Consider the following 16,983-nt stretch of genomic DNA (forward strand, 5'->3'; position numbering starts at 1 on the left):
CCTCACCGTTCGGTGAGGCCCTTCTTCTCATATCCGCAGCGTTTCAGCGCAAGGCGCCATCGGCCACCACCACGACGGAGGAGGGAACGCCGTAGACAGCAGTCGCCCACGCCATCTGATCAGCCGACATCGGGGTAAGGCCTCCCGACGCAAGATACGCCTGCTGTGAACTGACCTCCCGCACGAATCGTGCGCCTGTCGCGGCTGGAGCCGCGGGCACCGCGGAGATGACTCCTACGGATACAGGCGCAAATTTCAGAGGCCCGTAGTTGGCGGCATCCACCTGCGACCACCCTTGAGCGGTGAGAACATATGCCAGTCCATTGCTCGTGGCTCTCACTGGCATCGTGCCTGTGGGCTTCACGAGGGCGAACGACTCCGCGGTCAATGGCTTCGACGCGTTCCTGAGCGCTTCCACCTGAGCTGCCGCCGGAACGTCAAGTACAGGTCCGCCGTCCGCCAGAAGACGCATTGCCCCCGCCGGGTTGCGGTAGGTGCCCGGCGCGATGACCGGGGGTCCGACCGGCAGTGTCTTGATCAGCTCGGTCGATACCGCGGAGGAGGCAGATCCGATGCCGAAGGCTGCGAGCACAGCTGGGTCTGGCACCTCCCTGCGAGTTGCCGTCTGAACCAACCACTTCTCGCCACTCGGAGCCTGAAGAAGAGATGCCAGGACGCCACCGTCCTTCATGCCGAGAGAATCGACTTTCACTGTCTGCAGAGACGCGCAGTTCTTGCCGAACGCCGCGACTACCGAACAGTCGGGAAGACGGTACGCCGTGACACCATCCGTGACGATGTACGTCGATTCGGTGGTCTTCGCCATGAAGCCAGGAGTCAGAGCGATCCCGCGCAGCGATCCCTCCGCGAACGACCAGAGTTTCGATGAGAGACCGAAGTATGAGGCGAGCCACTTGCGAGCGTCATCATCATCAACGGGTTGGAGAACGCCTCCGGAGACGAGGAACGACTGAGTGGATGCGCTGTCGCGAACAAAGTGCGGGCGGGTCTCGTGGGACGCCAGAGGCAACCCGTCCCACGCGCCGGACCCAGCGGCGGAGAACTTCTGTGCTCCTCCGTACAGCGACGGGTCGACCTGGAGCCATCCCTGCTCGCTGAGCAGCAGCGCTCGCCCATCGCTGAGCATGCGCGGGTTGAACTCACCCGTTGGAGGGAGTAGCGCCAGGCTGTCGGCAGTGAGGCGGCGTGCGGTCTCCTTGACGACTGGAACCTGTGATGTGGGCGCGATCCGATGGTTTCCGGCAGGGTTGGCCAGGATGTACGTTCCCGCCCCGTCGGTGTATACCCCTGATCCGAGTACCGGAGGGCCCACGGCCAGCGAGTCGACGAGCGCCGGCGAGATTGTGCTCGACGCGGCGCCGATACCGAATGGCGCGAGAACATTGGGGTCAACGACTTCGCGACGCTTGGCAGACTGAACCAGCCAAAGGGAACCGTTAGATCTCTTCACGAGTCTCTCGAGCCACCCTCGGTCGCTGTATGAGGCCAGCGCCCCGGCGGATGTCGAAGCCAGAGTGGCGCAGTCAGCACCCCAGTCTGCGACCTGCCCACAGTCACGGAAGCGGTAGCGGCTGGTGCCGTCGATGAGATAGGCCGCGCCATCGGGAGTCCGAACCGTCCTCTGTGCTGGCGGTACCCTTCCACCCAAAATCTTGTCGGCGATCACGCGAACTCGAGAAGGCACACCGAAGACAGCGGTGATCCACCGCTGCTCGTCGGCATTCGCGGTCTGTATGGTCCCGCCCGAAACAAGGAACACCTGCACGCTCGACTGCTCGCGGACGAAATGAGCGCCCAATACGGGACCTCCCGAGGGCATGCCAGCGAGTGTCGCCCCGGCGAGGTCAGCGAACGTAACCGTCGAGCCATAGGCGTCGACCTGCAACCAACCTTCAGTACCCAGCACGTAGCTTCGCCCGCCGGTCTTCACGGCATTCGGCAGTGTGCCGCTGCTCTTGAGGCGCGCCCAGGTCTCCTTCGATATGCGCTTCAGTGCGCCATCGATCGCCGGAACTCTGCCCTCCGCCGAGATGTCGTACAGCACACCGTTGCTCAACAGCGCCCGAGCACCGCCAGCTCCATCCGTGTACACGCCTGCCCCAAGCACGGGGTCGCCAAGCTTGTACTCGGATGCCATAGCGTCGGAGACCGAAGTAGCACCGGTGGTCATACCGAACTGCAGGAGGAGAGATCGGTCGACGATTTCGCGCCGCGAAGCCGACTGCACCAGCCAGGACGTTCCGAGGGCGATCACCGACGGTTCCAACGCTCCGCCGTCGCCATAGATCGCGACCTGCCCTTGGCCGACGCGTGGCAGTGAACTGCAGTCCCAGCCATAGTCGGCTGCGCGGCCGCACGAGGGAACCCAGATGCGTCGTCCGCTGTCCAACAGATAGACGTTTCCGGCATCCGTCCGCACCGCCCTGGGCGCGTCGCCTCCGTCGGCAAACCCTGCGAGCTGCGCAGACGACACAGTCTGGGCTGGCGCCAACCAGGTGAATTGGACTGCTCTCTCACTGGTCGGGAATCGATACTTCTTTCCGTCAGAGACGAGGAACGAGACGCCCGAGGCCGAATCTTTCAGAATCTGCGCTGATGTGGCCTGCGTCGAGCCGAACCAGTCGGTGAAGTAGTTGTAGAAGTTGCGGTTGCCGTATGCCCCGCACGGCTTCGCCTCACCGTATCCGGCAGCCAGTGCCGCGGCGTTCGGCTGATACGGCGTGTAGTAGTAGAGAGCAGCGGTGGCCTTATTGGCGACGTAGACCGGGCCGCTTCCGCATGACGTGGTCGGGTTGTAGAGGATGTTCCAGGTCTTCCCCGGGGCATACCAGTTGAAGTACCTGCCCTCCATGTAGACCTGCATCTGGCGGGCCGCACCGTACACCTGAGTGAAGAAGCCGGCTGACCCGGAGTCGCACGGCGCGGTGTCGGGGCAATTGAACCCCATGGCGATGGCGTATCTTTCCGAAGAGGGATAGGGGTGGGTGACCAGTCCCTGTTCCTTCTGAAGCATGACGACCAGAACCTGGGGGTTGATGCCGCAGGACTGAGCGACCTTGTAGACGATCCGTGCGGCGCTCTCGTTCGCTTCGCCTGTGTACCCGTTGCAGTACTTGTCGGCGCCCCGCGACGGAGTAGAGAGGCGGAAGTCCTTGAGGCAGGTGTACCCCGCCTGACACCTGGACGCCTTCGCATTCAGGAATGACTGGATCTGGGCCTCGTTCAACGTGCTCTTGTTGGTGAATACGGCGTCACTGATGATGTTCCCGGCTGACCATCCAGCCAACGACATCTTCGCGGGTCCATTGATGAGCCCCTTAGCGGGCGCTGCTGTCGAAACCGAGGTCGCTGCGGGTGCCGTCGAGGGCATGGCTGCGGTCGCGGGTACGGCTGTCCCGAGCATGAGTCCCAGAACGGCGAGCAGAGTCGCCGTCCAACGGCCGATGTGCGAGACCCGTCGGGCGCGGGATCCACGAAGATGCATGTGAACAGTGTGGCGGAAGTTGCGGCATGATGCCAGCGAGGCGGAATACTGGCTGATGCTCCCCGGCGTGTCCAGCGACTCGGAGCCGACTCTCAGAGTTCCGCGTGCAGCGCCCACACGCGCTCGGCGGAACTCGCCCATGAGAACGCCCGGGCCCGATCGGCGCCCAATACCCGCAGCCGCTCGCGCCCCGAACCGAGCGCATCGATGAGCGCATCGTCGAGCTGAGCGGAGGGTACGACCGCTCCCCCGTCTGCGACCACGTCTCGGTGCACTCCCGAATCCATTGCGATGATCGGCACGCCGAGTTCCATCGCCTCGATCAGTCGCCACGGCCAGACCGAAGCGTGCGAGGTCGCGACGACGGCATCCGCTCCCGCGAGCAGCGCTGCTCGCGACGGGTCGTCGAGCTCGCCCGCGATGCGCAGGCGCTGTTCACCCAACCGCGCAGAGCGGGCCAGTTCGATCAGCGCAGCCTCCGCACCGTCCTGAACGTCGACGACCACGGCATCCGCATCGGCATGCGCCGCCGCGCGGAACCCGTCTTCGAACGACTCACCCTCGCCCGTGACCGCCACATAGCGCTGCGGCAGCAGCAGATCCGCGCGCAGCCGCGCTGCATCCGCCGGCGCGTCGAATCCGTGCGGCGCGGCGCCGGCGATCACGCGGATCCGATCACCGAGCGGGGCGATCTCACCCAGCCGCTCGGCGATCGCATGCGAGGGCACGATCACGGCATCCGCATGTCTGACGGCTCTCTTGAGCATCGCGCGCTGCCACACGACGCTCGTCTTCGGCAGCGTCTCAGGAGCCTCCCACGCGCACAGGTCCCAGAGCGTGACCGTCGTCTGGTCGTTGTCGTGCAGTCGATCATGACGCACCAGCGGCGCGAGCAGGGTTGGCGAATGGATCAGCCCGCCCCCGACTCCGACCGCGATGCCCATCTGCCAGGCGGCGGCAACCTCACGCCGCGCGAGCGGCAGGGTGCGCACCTCGCGCAGACCGGCGATCGACGCCTCAGCGCCGTTCGGCGCGATGCCCGAGACGACGCAGCCGCGGGGCGCGGTGCGGATCAGCCCCTGAGTCAGCCCTCGAGTCGCACGCGCCAGATCGGCGTCCACGCCCACCTGGTCGATGACGACACGCAGCTGCACAGTCATGATTCCAGAGTAACGGCGACATCCACCGCCCCCAGGAGCCTCTCCGGACCGCAGCAGAGCGCTCTGCATTCTCTCAGCTGCCGCGCGAACCATGCCGAAGCGAGTCGACGTCCTCCTCAGCTCTCGAGCGCGAGCAGCTCCTTCTCCTCGACGAGTTCGAGTGAGAGCACTCGATACCCCTCGGCATCGAAGAACACGGTCATCCGGTCCTCCTCGACAGACATCACGGTGCCAGGGCCCCACTCCCGGTGCCGAACGACGTCGTCGACCCGGAAGCGGCTTCCGTCTTCGACCTGCGTCTCTTCCCCCTCATCGCCGACTACGCCCGCCGTGCAGGTGTCGCAGTTGCCGCACGGCTCGTCGAGCTCTTCGCCGAAGTATCCGAGCAGCACCTGACGCCGGCAGCGGCGCGTCTCGGCATACGAGCGCATCATCTCGATGCGGGACTGGTCGATGCGCTCGCGCTCCTCGACCCGCTCGAGCGCGTCCGAGACCGCCGTCCTGGCGTCGCGGGTCAGCGGCGACGCGCCGGTACGACCGATCCGCACGTGTCCGGTGTCCGAAAGCAGGGCGAGAAGGGCGGTCACGCGTCGGGCTGAGAGTCCGGATGCCTCTGCCAGCTCTGCACGCCTACGGGAGCCGCCGTCCAGGGCACGCAGCAGCCCACGGATCTCGCCGCCGGCGGGCTTGCGCCCCGCGAAGTACTTCCGCAGCGCGAGATCCTCAGGCCGGAAGTGCAGGGTGGCCTGGGCCGGTTCACCGTCACGGCCGGCCCGCCCCACCTCCTGGTAGTAGGCGTCGACCGACTCCGGCGCATCGGCGTGCACTACGAAGCGCACGTTGGGTTTGTCGATGCCCATTCCGAACGCCGAGGTCGCGACGACGACATCCAGCCGGTCGTCGAGCAGATCCTCGTGCACCTGGGCCCGCGCCCTCGCCGGCATCCCCGCATGATAGGCGGCCGCGCGCAGGCCGTGCTCCTGCAGCTGCCGCGCGTACTGCTCGGTGTCACGTCGCGTCGCCGTGTACATCAGGCCCGGCTTCGGCAGCTCGACGACCTCGTCCACCACCGCGGCTCGCTTGTCGGCATCGCGGGTGTGCCGCCGTACGGTCAGCGTGATCTCGGGCCGGTCGAGCTCGCCGATGCTCTCGAACGGACCGCGCAAGCCGAGCCGCCGCGAGATCTCGGCTCGCACCGGCGTCGATGCCGTCGCCGTCAGGGCCATGATCGGCGGGCGCCCGAGGCGCTCCGCGACGGCCCCGAGCATCAGGTAGTCGGGTCGGAAGTCGTGCCCCCACGAGGCGATGCAGTGTGCTTCGTCGACGACGAGCAGCGACACGTCCAGCTCGGCGAGCGCCGCCAGCACCTCCTCTTTCGCCAGCTGCTCGGGCGCGAGCAGCACGAACTCGGCCTGACCCGAGCGCAGCATCCGCCACGCCTCACGCTTGCGGCGCACCCCGCCTGCGGAGTTCAGCGCGACGGCGGCCGGCGCATCCGGCGCGTTCTCGATGCCGACCAGCTGATCCTCCTGCAGTGCGATCAGCGGAGACACGACGACGGTCGCGCCCTCGCGCAACGTCGCGGCGATCTGGTACATCACCGATTTGCCGTACCCCGTCGCCAGCACGGCGAGCACATCGCGGCCGGCCACCGCGGCCTCGATCGCATCCCGCTGAGCGGGCTTCAGCTGGTTGATTCCGAAGGACTCGCGGGCCACGCGGTCGATGTCGTCTGGGATCACACCTCATCGCATCGCGGCAGCCCAGATCCCACCACGGGGTTGCGTGGGGAGGCGGCAGTGTCTAGGCCCTTCGGCAGGCTCAGGGACCCGACAGGGCTCAGGGGCTGGGCGTCGGTGTGGGCGTCGGCGGGTGCAGAGCCTGCTGCACCATCTCGTGGATGTGCGCGAAATCCGGTTCTTTCTCTTCGACACCGAACTCGGGCGTCAGCTCGGCCTGCGCGACCGGCTGCTCCTTGGCCTTCATGACCAGATCGAAGAACTCCGGCAGCTTGTCACGAGGCATGTCCGTGTCGATCAGCGCCGTACCTGCAGCAGCGATCTCGTTGAACCTGCCCAGCACGTTGCGGGGCGTGAACTGCTCGAGAATGGCGACCTGCAGCTCGCGCTGGCGCTTCATCCGATCCCAGTCGCTGGTCGTATACCGCGACCGTGCATACCACTGCGCGGTGTCGCCGTCCATGTGCTGCGCGCCCGGTTCGATCCAGCCGGTCGCCCATTCGTCGGCGGGCTCGCCGGGATACGACGGGCCACCACCCTTCGGCAAGCGCTCGGTGACCTCGATGTCCACCCCGCCGAGTGCGTCGATGATCTGGGCGAACGCGTTCATGTCGGCGAAGACGTAGTACGGGATGTCGATCCCGAGCACTCCCTCGGCGGCGTCCTTGGTGGCCTCGATCTCGGGTGTGGATCCGTGCGCCGCCGCATCCGGGTAGAGGCCGACTCCGTCGTCGTCACGGCACACCTGCACCGCGTTGGTGAGCTGGTTGATCCCGGGCCCCCAGCCGCAGGTGCGGTCGTCGTGGCCCTCGAAGTAGTTGCGGTAATCGAATCCGACCAGGTCGGGGTCGCGCATCGGGCTGTCCTCTGCGAACGGCACGTTCGGCATGTCTCGCGGGATGCCCGTGATCGTCACCGCGCCGGTCGAGGCGTTCACCGAGACGACGGAGATGCTGTCGAACCGCATCGAGTCGCGCCCGTCGCCACTGTCGGCGCCGAGCAGCAGGATGTTGTAGTACCCGTCGCTGGGCGGCAGGCTCGGCCCGCTCTGTCCGAAGATGCTGCCGATCGCGCCACGGCTGGATGCTGCCACGGTCGACCCGTAGACCGCAGACGAAGCGGCGAGCGCGAGCACCAGAACGGATGCCACCGCCATCGCCCATCGCGAGAAGACCGGCACCCGCACCAGGCGCACCACGCGCAGGGTGTCGACGGTCAGCACGATCCACAGGATCGCGTACCCGATCAGCAGCACCTGCACGAGCGTCAGCGCGATGAACGACAGAGGTCCGGTGACGAACCACACCAGCGCATCCTGCGCGAACAGCCCCATCCCCGCGCCGACGATGAGCAGGAACCACCCCAGCAGGGTGGCTCCGAGTCCGAAGCGCCCCAGACGGCGGTTGCCGGCGAGCACCTGCGCCGAGCCCGGGATGAGCGCGTTCAGCGCTACGAGCCACCATCCGCGACGGCCCATGACCGCCGGATCTGACGTGTCGGGGTGCCGCAGCGGCCGGTTCTCGATGAGCGGCCGCCCGCCTCGCGCCGGAGCGTGCGGTGCGGCCAGGGTCACAGGGAGTCCTTCAGCCGCTGGTTCTTCTGCTCGACCTGCTGCTCGAGGTCGCGCGCGTACGCCTCGACCCGGTCGGCGAGATCGGCGTCGGAGGTGCCGAGGATGCGCGCCGCGAGGATACCGGCGTTGCGCGCACCGCCGATCGACACGGTCGCCACCGGGATGCCTGCGGGCATCTGCACGATCGACAGCAGCGAGTCCATGCCGTCGAGGTAGGCGAGCGGCACCGGCACGCCGATGACCGGCACCGCGGTGACCGAGGCGAGCATGCCCGGCAGGTGCGCCGCTCCCCCGGCCCCGGCGATGATCGCCCGGATGCCGCGGCCGCGCGCCTCGCGCCCGTAGCTCATCAGCTTGTCGGGAGTACGGTGCGCCGAGACGACCTCGACCTCGTGCGGGATGCCGAAGTCGGTGAGCGCCTGGGAGGCGTCGCTCATCACGCGCCAGTCGGAGTCGGATCCCATGACGACGCCGACGACGGGCGTGCTCGCGGAGTGCAGTGGCTCAGTCACCATGACAGGCTACGATGCGCCGCTGGGAGAAGGGCGCAACGGCACGCGCGCGCTCAGACGAACAGGGCGGCCGCCGCGCGGGCGGTGTAGACCACCTCGTCGAGGTCGTCGCCCGAGACGTTCACGTGCCCGACCTTGCGGCCCGGACGCGGGTCCTTGCCGTAGGTGTGGATCTTCGCATCCGGGTACTCCTGCATCGCGGGCGCGAAGCGGTCGGCGAGCGAGCCGTCGGCCGGTCCGCCGAGGATGTTGATCATCACCGTCCACGGCTGACGCGGCTCGATGCGCCCGAGCGGCAGATCGGCGACCGCGCGCAGGTGCTGCTCGAACTGCCCCGTGGTGGCGCCGTCCTGGCTCCAGTGCCCGCTGTTGTGCGGACGCATCGCCAGCTCGTTGACGAGGATGCGATCGTCGTCGGTCTCGAACAGCTCGACGGCGAGCATCCCCGTCACCCCGATGCCGTCGGCGATCCGGCGGCCGATCTGCTCGGCCAGAGCGATCACGCGATCGGTGGTGCTCGGCGCCGGTGCGATGACCTCGGCGCACACGCCGTCGCGCTGCACGGTCTCCACGACCGGGTACGCGGCCATCTCCCCTCCGGGCCGGCGGGCGATCTGCTGGGCGAGCTCGCGGCGGAACGAGACCAGCTCCTCCGCGAGAAGAGCCCCGCCGTCGGCGGAGGCGAACCAGTCGGCCGCCTCGGATCCGGCGCGCACGACGCGCACGCCCTTGCCGTCGTAGCCGCCGCGCGGCGTCTTCACGACCGCTCCCCCGCCGTGCTCGTCGATGAACCGCTGCAGCTCGTCGGCGTCGTGCACCGCCGCCCACTCCGGCTGCGGCACGTCGAGCTCGGCGAGACGCGCCCGCATGACCAGCTTGTCCTGCGCGTACTGCAGTGCGTCGGGGCCCGGATGCACCTGCGTGCCGTCCGCGACGAGCGCGCGCAGCACCTCCTGCGGGACGTGCTCGTGATCGAAGGTGACGACATCGACGTCGCGCGCGAACGCGCGGACCGTCTCGAGGTCGCGGTAGTCGCCGATGGCGGTCGCGGCCAGCTGCGCCGACATCCCCTCGTCTTCGGCGAGCACCCGGATGTCGAGCCCGATCTCGACCGCCGGAGCGATCATCATCCGAGCCAGCTGTCCTCCGCCGATCACACCCACGCGCACGGTCATGCAGCGCCCCTTTCGTCGCCTCCATTCTCGCGCACTCCGTCGCAGGCGGAAGACGATCGAGGCTCAGTACCCCCGGCTCGCGGTCTGCGCGTCGCGGTGGGCGAGGATCTGATTGACCTCTACCTGATCGGCGAGCACCTCGTGCACGAGACTCGCCATGGGCACGTTCACCAGCCGCACGGGCTCATCGGCGCCGTTGCTCAGCGTGATCGTTCCCGCACCCCACATCCGCTGCAGCGGGCCGCGGCGGATGCTGATCGAGTAGCCGCGCATGTGCGACAGCTCGCGGCGGCGGCGCGAGCCGAGCCCGTCGCGCACGATGACCCGGCGGGTGGTGATCGTGAAGGTGCGCGAGATCCAGAACAGGAACGGCATCACCACGAGCAGCAGCACGACGATGCCCGCCGCGGCGAGCAGCATCCAGTTCTCGAACGGGGCGGGCAGGTTGTCGTAGAAGTAGCCGGTGGCGCCGGCGGTGGCGATCAGCAGCGCAGCCGGCCAGAAGAGCCGGCGCGCCTGACTGCGCAGACGCGCCACGAGCAGCTCTTCGGCGGGCGCACCCGGCGGCGGCATGTTCGGCCTGCCGCCGAGGGTCACGGGCTGGGTCACCCCTCCATTGTGCCTGCGGCGGCCCGGGTACGCGGAAGGCCCGCCGGGCGCGTCGGCTCAGGCGAGTCGGGCGTGCACGACATCGCCGGATGCCACGGCGCGCGGGGCCCCGTCGACGTCGACCACCAGGCATCCGTCGTCCTGCAGTCGCACGGCGCGGCCGTGCACCGTCTCGCCGTGCGGCAGGGTCACCTCGACGTCGCGGCCGAGGCTGAGACAGCGCTTCTCGGCGTCGTGATGGAGTCCGGATGCGGTGGCACCGACCCGTGCCAGCTCGGCGACCCGGTCGCGCAGGGCGATCAGATAGTCGGAGAGCAGACGGTCGATGTCGGCGTCCGCCTCGAGCACGGCGAACGACGTGGCCGTCGGCACGGGCAGCTGGTCGGTCGTCATGGCGGTGTTCACGCCGCTGCCCATGATCACGCCGTGCGGGGTGACCTCGGCGAGGATGCCGCAGATCTTGCGCCCGTCGACGAGCACGTCGTTGGGCCACTTCAGTCCGACGACATGTGCCGGCAGCTGGGCTGCCACGGCATCCGTCATCGCCACTCCCGCAGCCAGCGGCAGCCAGCCCCATGCGTCGACGTCGGCGGGCAGATCGCGCAGCAGCACCGACACGGCCAGCGCAGCGCCCGCCGGTGTCGTCCAGGTGCGATCCAGTCTCCCCCGGCCGGCGGTCTGCGAGTCGGTGACGACCACAGCGAGATGCCCGAGCCGCCCGTCAGCGTGCCGCTCGCGCATCTCCGCGTTGGTCGAGCCGCACGAGTCGAGCACGATGAGCGGGTCGGCGAGTGCATGCGTGCGGGGAAGCCGCATCAGACGTCGTCCTCGTCGTCGCTCTCGCCGTCGTCCGCACCGGATGCCCTGGTGCCGACCTCCCGCGCGTGCCAGTCGTCCCACTTCTGCATGAGCTGCTCGATCGCGCCGTGGAACTTCGCGGTGGCAGCGCCCGGGCTGGTGTCGCCGAAGTAGCGCTGCACCCAGTGGTGCAGCCGCGCGACGGCGTCGTCGTCGGCGGCGACCCGCTCGACCTCTTCGACGATGCGCGCGGCCCCGTCGACGGTGAGCCACTCGCACGCCGACAGGTACCCGGTGGTGTCGATCGAGGCGCGCTCGTCGGCCGGGCTCGTGATCAGCAGCGGCTTGCCCGCAGCGAGCCGGTCGTAGACCATCGCCGAGATGTCGACGACGGCCACGTCGGCGGCGGACAGCTGCCAGCCAAGCTCGGGGCCGTCGTCGTGCACGTGCTGCGCGCGGGGGTCGGCGGCGTTGGCCTGATCGATCGCGGCGAGGATGCGGCGGTGCGCCGCACCGTACTCGTCGTTCACGACGCCGCTGCGAGGATGCGGACGGTAGATCACCCGGTGGCGCCCCGTGGCGAGCAGCCGGGTGACCAGGGTCTCGCCGTGCGACGCGATCGAGCCGTAGTGCGCCGAGGGACGATCGCCCTCCCAGGTCGGCGCGTACAGCACGACCATGCGCTCGTCGGGGGTGTACGGCAGCGTTCCGGAGTAGTGGTCGGCCTGCGGCCGGCCGATCTCGATCGTGCGCGTGTCGAGGTCGTAGTCCCACAGTGTGCGGCTGAGCCGGTCACGCGCGGCCTGCCCCGCGATCAGGGCGTAGTCGTACGCCTTGTACTGATTCGTGGTCATGTACATCTTGTCGGACTCGCCGTGGTTGATGAACACGTGCCAGCGGCGGCCGTAGCGGAACATCTGGAAGTTGCGGGTGTTCTGATTGACGTACAGCACGACGCGGATGTCCTGCTCGGCGATGAACCGCTCGAGGTCGCGCACCGTGGGCACGAAGGCGACGGGCGGGGCGTCCTCGGCGATCAGACGCTCTGCGCCGGTCGCACTGCGGGCGAGCACGACGACGGGCCACCGCTTCGCGAGCTCGGCGAGCGGGCGGTACCACTGACGCATCTGGTACATGTTGACGGCGCCGTCGGCGAAGTAGACCGCGACGCGGTAGTGACCGTGCGGATGGGGGCCCTGTGCGATGAGAAGGCGCCGCACCCGCTGCACGGCCGATCGTGAGGTCAGTGCCTTCTGCAGCAGTCGATACGCCTTCTTGCCGTCTGAGACCACACCCATCCCTCCAGGATACCGGCGGTCGCGACCGCCCTCAGGCGTCGGGATGCCCGGAGGCGGCGGCCCAGAGCCGATCGATCGCGGCTTCGAAACGCTCGGTCGCGGCTCCCGGCGAGGTGTCGCCGAAATAGCGCGTCGACCAGCGGCCCAGGCGTTCGATCGCCTCCGCGTCGACGCGCACGCGCTCGATCTCGGCCGCCGCCCCGGTCCGCGCGGCGGTGGCGCTCAGCCACTCGCAGGCCGACAGGTAGCCGCTCTCGTCGACCTCCGCCTCTGGGCTCACCGGGCGGGTCACGAGCAGCGGGCGTCCGGTCGCGAGGCGGTCGTAGATCATGGCCGACACATCCAGCACGGCGACGTCAGCGACGGTGAGCTGCCAGCCGATGACCGGACCGTCGTCGTGCACGTGGTGCGCGGCGGGGTCGGCGGCGTTCGCCTCGGTCAGCATCGCGATGATCCTCTCGTTCGCGGCGCGGTACTCGGCATCCATCACCCCGGTGCGCGGATGCGGCCGATAGATCACCCGGTGCCGGCCGGTGGCCAGCAGCGCCTCGACCAGGGCGACGCCGTGCGTGCGCACCGACCCGTACGCCATCGACGCCCGGTCGCCCTCCCAGGTCGGCGCGTACAGCACCACCGTGCGCTCATCGGGCGTGAACGGCACGTCACCGGCGAAGTGGTCGGCCTGCGGCCGGCCGATCATGCTCGTGCGCGCGTCGACGTCGTACTCCCACAGCGCGTCCACCAGCCGGTCGCGAGCGGCTTCTCCGGCGATGAACGCGTGGTCGTACGCCTTGTACTGGTTGCTGCTCATGTAGACCTTGTCGGACTCGCCATGATTGATGAACACGTGGATGCGACGGCCATAGCGGAACATCTGGAAATTGCGTGTGTTCTGATTCACGTACAGCACGATGCGGATGTCCTGCTCGGCGAGGAACGCCTCGAGCTCGGTGACCTCGGGAACGAAGGCCACCGGCAGGGCGTCGTCGCGCAGCAGCGCCTCCGCCCCGCGCGGGGAGCGCGAGAGCACGACGACCGGGTGGCGGTCGGCGAGCCGCTGCAGCGGGCGGTACCACTGGCGGATCTGGTACATGTTCACCTCGGTATCGGCGAAGTACACCGCGATGCGGAAATGACCGGCGGGCAGTGCGGGCCTGTCGGCGAGCATCTCCTGCAGGTTCCGCCGCGCTTCCCGCAGCCGCATCTCGCGCCGCACCAGCCCGATGGCCTTCTTCGCATCCCGCAGAACGTCCATCCCGGGACGCTATCGAGACAACCTCCGAATCGTCCGTGCCGGCCGGCCGGAGGCGCATGACATGATCGACACGTGCAGGATGACGACAGGATCACCTCCGCCGGCGTCTCGTTCGTGATGCCGGTTCTGAACGAGCGCGACTATCTCGAGCACGCCGTGCGCTCGGTGCTGGAGCAGGACATCGACGGTCCCGCCGAGCTCGTGCTCGCGCTGGGTCCGTCCAGCGACGGCACGACCGAGCTTGCCCGCCGCCTCGCCGATGACGACCCGCGGATCATCCTGGTCGACAACCCCGCAGCGCACATCCCCGTCGGCCTGAACGCCGCGATCCGCGCCAGCCGGCACCCCACTATCATCCGCGTCGACGCGCATTCCGAGCTCTCCGCCGGCTACGCCCGCCGGGCCCTCGAGACGCTGCAGCGCACGGGCGCGGCGAACGTCGGCGGAGTCATGCGCGCCGACGGGCGCACCCCGTTCCAGCGGGCCGTGGCGCGACTGTACAACTCCCCCGTCGGGTTGGGCGGCGGCGCCTACCACGGCAGTGAGCACGAGGGCGAGGCCGAGTCGGCGTACCTGGGCGTGATGCGCCGAGACGTGATCGAGCAGGTCGGCCTGTTCGACGAGACGATCCGCCGCGGCGAGGACTGGGAGCTGAACCTGCGGATCCGGCAGGCCGGTCATCTCGTGTGGTTCGACCCCGCCCTGTCGGTCACGTACTGGCCGCGCGAGAGCTGGCCGCGGCTGGCCCGGCAGTTCCGTGCCACCGGCGCGTGGCGGGGCGAGCTGGTGCGCCGCTTCGGGCGGCGCAACGGACTGCGCTTCTTCGCCCCGCCCGTCCTGGTGGTCGTGACCGCGATGGCGGTGCTCGTCGGCATCCTGCAGCTGCTCGGGGTGCTGCGCGGCGTCGCCGCAGTGGTCGCGTCGGTGATCTACCTGCCGCTCATCGCGTACGCGCTGCTGGTCATCGGCGTCGGTCTCGTGAGCCCCGGCGGGCTGCGCCAGCGGCTGTGGACGATGGCCGTGCTGCCGACCATGCACCTGTCGTGGGGGCTCGGCTTCCTCGGTGGCGCGCTGCGCGGTGCGGGCGACACGGTCGACGCGTCGCGGCTGGGGTCGCGCAACACGCCGCTGCCGTAGCGGTGAGCGGGCTCGGCCCTTCGACAGGCTCAGGGGCCCATCAGGCTCAGGGACCCATCCGGCTCAGGGGCCCATCGGGGTCAGGGGTCGGGGGTCAGGCCGTGAGCCATCCCTGATCGAGGATGCGCGACACGACGCGATCGGCGGCCTGCCCGTCATCGCGCCGGTTGAACTGCGCACGCCACGCGGCGTAGCGCTCGCGGTAGGCCTCGGGCACCTCCGGCTCGTCGATCGCACGCACCAGCTCGTCCTGACTGTGCACGAGCGGCCCCGGGGCGCGCTCGGCGAGATCGAAGTAGAACCCGCGCAGCTCGCCGCGGTAGTGCTGCAGGTCGGGCACGAGGAAGAACATCGGCCGGCCGGTGACGCTGAAGTCGAACATCACCGACGAGTAGTCGGTGACGAGCACATCGGCGATGAGCAGCAGCCGGGCCGTCTCGGGGTATCCCGTGACGTCGATGACCCTGGCGCCGGTGTGATCGCGCCCCGGCTGAATGGTGCGCGAGTGTCCGCGCACCAGCACGACCGAGTCGGTCTGCTCGGCCAGCAGCTGCGGGTCGACGAAGTCGACCATCTCGGAGCGGTCGTCGCGCCAGGTGGGTGCGTAGAGGATGACGCGCTCGTCGGCACCGATGCCCAGTGCCTCGCGGACGGGAGCCGGGTCTGCGTTCACGAGCACGTCGTTGCGCGGGTAGCCCTCGACCCAGATCGGCTTGCCGACGAACGCGTACGCCTTCTTCAGGATGCGTGCCGCGTACGGGTTCTGCGCGAGCAGCACATCCCACCGGCGGGATTCCTTGATGACCGCCGCCATGCGTCGCGGGTCGAAGCCGGGCCGGTGCAGCGCGAGGCGTTTGAGGGGCGTGCCGTGCCAGGTCTGCAGCACGATCTGCCCCGGCTTGCGCACGAACCGGCGCCGCAGCCAGTCGTTGACGACGAGGATGCGGGACTCGGCGCGGGCGCGCCACCAGTCCGGGCCACCCTCGACGACGGGGGTCGCTCCCGGCGGCACCTCCACCGACAGGTCGGTGACGCTCCAGTACCTGGTCACCGCCGGTGCGCGCTCGGCGAGCACGCGGTCGATGGCCCGCGGATTGCATCCGGCGGTCTGTCCGTAGAAGCTCTCGAAGAAGACCGCGTTCTCGCCGGCGCCGATCTGCGACGCGTATCGCTGCTCGAGTGTGCGCTGGCCCTCCGGGGTCTCGTAGATGGGGGCGATGGGTGCCGCGATCACGGCATCCGGTCCGTGCACCTCGATGCGCAGACCCGGCAGCAGGGTGGGCTCGATCTCGACGCCGTCGACGTCGACGTCGACGCCCTCCACCGTCAGCCGGTACGCTCCGGCGGGCAGCGGCAGCGCTGCTCCGCCCCAGCGCGAGGTCTGCAGCGGCAGGGTAGCCTTCCACGTCTTGCCGCCGCCGGTGATCCGGGCGGCGACACGGGCTCGCGGCCCGACGAGCCAGGCGGATGCCGGGCGGGCGCCGGTTCCCGAGATGATGAGCGTCTGCGTCTGCTCATCGATGCGAGCCGTGGTCATCGTGCTCCCTTCGGCGCGGGGATGCCGCGCGCGCGGATGGCCTGGTACACGCGACGGGCGTTCTGCCCGTCGCGATGCGCGTGCATGTGCGCACTGAGTTCGGTCGAGCGCGCCGAGCGCTCCGCCCTGACCGCGTCGTCCGAGAGCACGGCGTCGAGCTGCTCGAGAGCGGCCGGCCAGTCGGCGGCGTGATCGTCTCCGGCGACGTCGGAGTACCGGCCGTAGAAGCCGCGCTCGCGGGCGTACTGCTCGGCATCCGGGGCCAGGTACAGGACCGGCATCGCCAGCAGACCCACGTCGTAGGCCATCGACGAGTAGTCGGTGATGAGCACGTCCACGCGCGGCAACGCCGGTGTGACGTCGACGAGCAGGTCGGAGTTCAGCATTCGCACCCGTCCGCTCGACCACGGCGGCGCGTACGCGCCGGCGCCGAGCGGATGCGACCGGATGAACAGGATGGCGTCGTGCTTCTCGAGCAGCTGGACGATCTCGACCCACTGCGCGGCGGTCGGCACCGCAGGGTCAGGGGCGCCGTCGCGCCAGGTCGGCGCGTACAGCAGCACGCGCTGACCGGTGAGAACCGGACCGGTGCGGGTCAGCAGCGTGGTGGCGGTCGCGCGCCGCTGCTCGCCGGAGCCCTGCGAGAGCACGTCGACGCGCGGCTCGCCGGTCACGACGACCCGGT

The 16,983-nt window shown here is 69.1% G+C and carries 13 protein-coding genes; 1 reads left to right on the forward strand and 12 read right to left on the reverse strand.

The window, feature by feature from the left end; all coding sequences use genetic code 11:
- Positions 1–43: 43 nt before the first annotated feature.
- The 10 genes from RT309_RS01500 to RT309_RS01545 all read right to left on the reverse strand — a co-directional run bounded on the left by RT309_RS01500 (position 44) and on the right by RT309_RS01545 (position 13,624).
- Positions 44–3,313 (reverse strand): hypothetical protein, encoded by a 3,270-nt coding sequence (locus RT309_RS01500; protein ID WP_313354677.1) that lies wholly within the window; start codon positions 3,311–3,313, stop codon positions 44–46.
- A gap of 284 nt (positions 3,314–3,597) precedes the next feature.
- Positions 3,598–4,665 (reverse strand): glycosyltransferase, encoded by a 1,068-nt coding sequence (locus RT309_RS01505; RefSeq protein WP_313354678.1) that lies wholly within the window; start codon positions 4,663–4,665, stop codon positions 3,598–3,600.
- A 116-nt stretch (positions 4,666–4,781) separates the two neighbouring features.
- Positions 4,782–6,407, reverse strand: a complete 1,626-nt coding sequence (locus tag RT309_RS01510) for a RecQ family ATP-dependent DNA helicase (protein ID WP_313354680.1) — start codon at positions 6,405–6,407, stop codon at positions 4,782–4,784.
- A 97-nt stretch (positions 6,408–6,504) separates the two neighbouring features.
- On the reverse strand, positions 6,505–7,977 hold the full coding sequence (locus tag RT309_RS01515) for an LCP family protein (protein ID WP_396654393.1): 1,473 nt from the start codon (positions 7,975–7,977) through the stop codon (positions 6,505–6,507).
- Complete coding sequence (gene purE / locus RT309_RS01520; protein WP_313354700.1) at positions 7,974–8,441, reverse strand: 5-(carboxyamino)imidazole ribonucleotide mutase; 468 nt, start codon at positions 8,439–8,441, stop codon at positions 7,974–7,976. The genes RT309_RS01515 and purE overlap by 4 nt, the downstream gene beginning before the upstream one ends.
- Before the next feature lie 101 nt (positions 8,442–8,542).
- On the reverse strand, positions 8,543–9,664 hold the full coding sequence (locus RT309_RS01525) for a 5-(carboxyamino)imidazole ribonucleotide synthase (RefSeq protein ID WP_313354682.1): 1,122 nt from the start codon (positions 9,662–9,664) through the stop codon (positions 8,543–8,545).
- A gap of 63 nt (positions 9,665–9,727) precedes the next feature.
- Positions 9,728–10,273 carry a PH domain-containing protein gene (locus RT309_RS01530; protein WP_313354684.1) on the reverse strand — a complete coding sequence of 182 codons (546 nt, stop codon included), beginning with the start codon at positions 10,271–10,273 and terminating at the stop codon, positions 9,728–9,730.
- 57 nt (positions 10,274–10,330) lie between these two features.
- A complete protein-coding gene (locus RT309_RS01535) occupies positions 10,331–11,089 on the reverse strand; it encodes a biotin--[acetyl-CoA-carboxylase] ligase (RefSeq protein WP_313354686.1) in 759 nt (252 codons plus the stop codon).
- Positions 11,089–12,369 carry a CDP-glycerol glycerophosphotransferase family protein gene (locus RT309_RS01540; RefSeq protein WP_313354688.1) on the reverse strand — a complete coding sequence of 427 codons (1,281 nt, stop codon included), beginning with the start codon at positions 12,367–12,369 and terminating at the stop codon, positions 11,089–11,091. Before RT309_RS01540 ends, RT309_RS01535 begins: the two co-directional genes overlap by 1 nt.
- Before the next feature lie 31 nt (positions 12,370–12,400).
- A complete protein-coding gene (locus RT309_RS01545; protein ID WP_313354690.1) occupies positions 12,401–13,624 on the reverse strand; it encodes a hypothetical protein in 1,224 nt (407 codons plus the stop codon).
- A gap of 117 nt (positions 13,625–13,741) precedes the next feature.
- On the opposite strand from RT309_RS01545, the gene RT309_RS01550 reads away from it, so the two are divergent.
- Positions 13,742–14,761, forward strand: a complete 1,020-nt coding sequence (locus RT309_RS01550; protein WP_313354702.1) for a glycosyltransferase family 2 protein — start codon at positions 13,742–13,744, stop codon at positions 14,759–14,761.
- Between the two features lie 94 nt (positions 14,762–14,855).
- On the opposite strand, the gene RT309_RS01555 is transcribed toward RT309_RS01550, so the two are convergent.
- Positions 14,856–16,298 (reverse strand): CDP-glycerol glycerophosphotransferase family protein, encoded by a 1,443-nt coding sequence (locus RT309_RS01555; protein ID WP_313354692.1) that lies wholly within the window; start codon positions 16,296–16,298, stop codon positions 14,856–14,858.
- On the reverse strand, positions 16,295–16,983 hold a 689-nt coding region (locus tag RT309_RS01560; RefSeq protein WP_313354694.1), incomplete at its 5' end, for a CDP-glycerol glycerophosphotransferase family protein. The genes RT309_RS01555 and RT309_RS01560, both read right to left, overlap by 4 nt.

The organism is Microbacterium sp. (assembly GCF_032084865.1).
Lineage (GTDB): Bacteria > Actinomycetota > Actinomycetes > Actinomycetales > Microbacteriaceae > Microbacterium.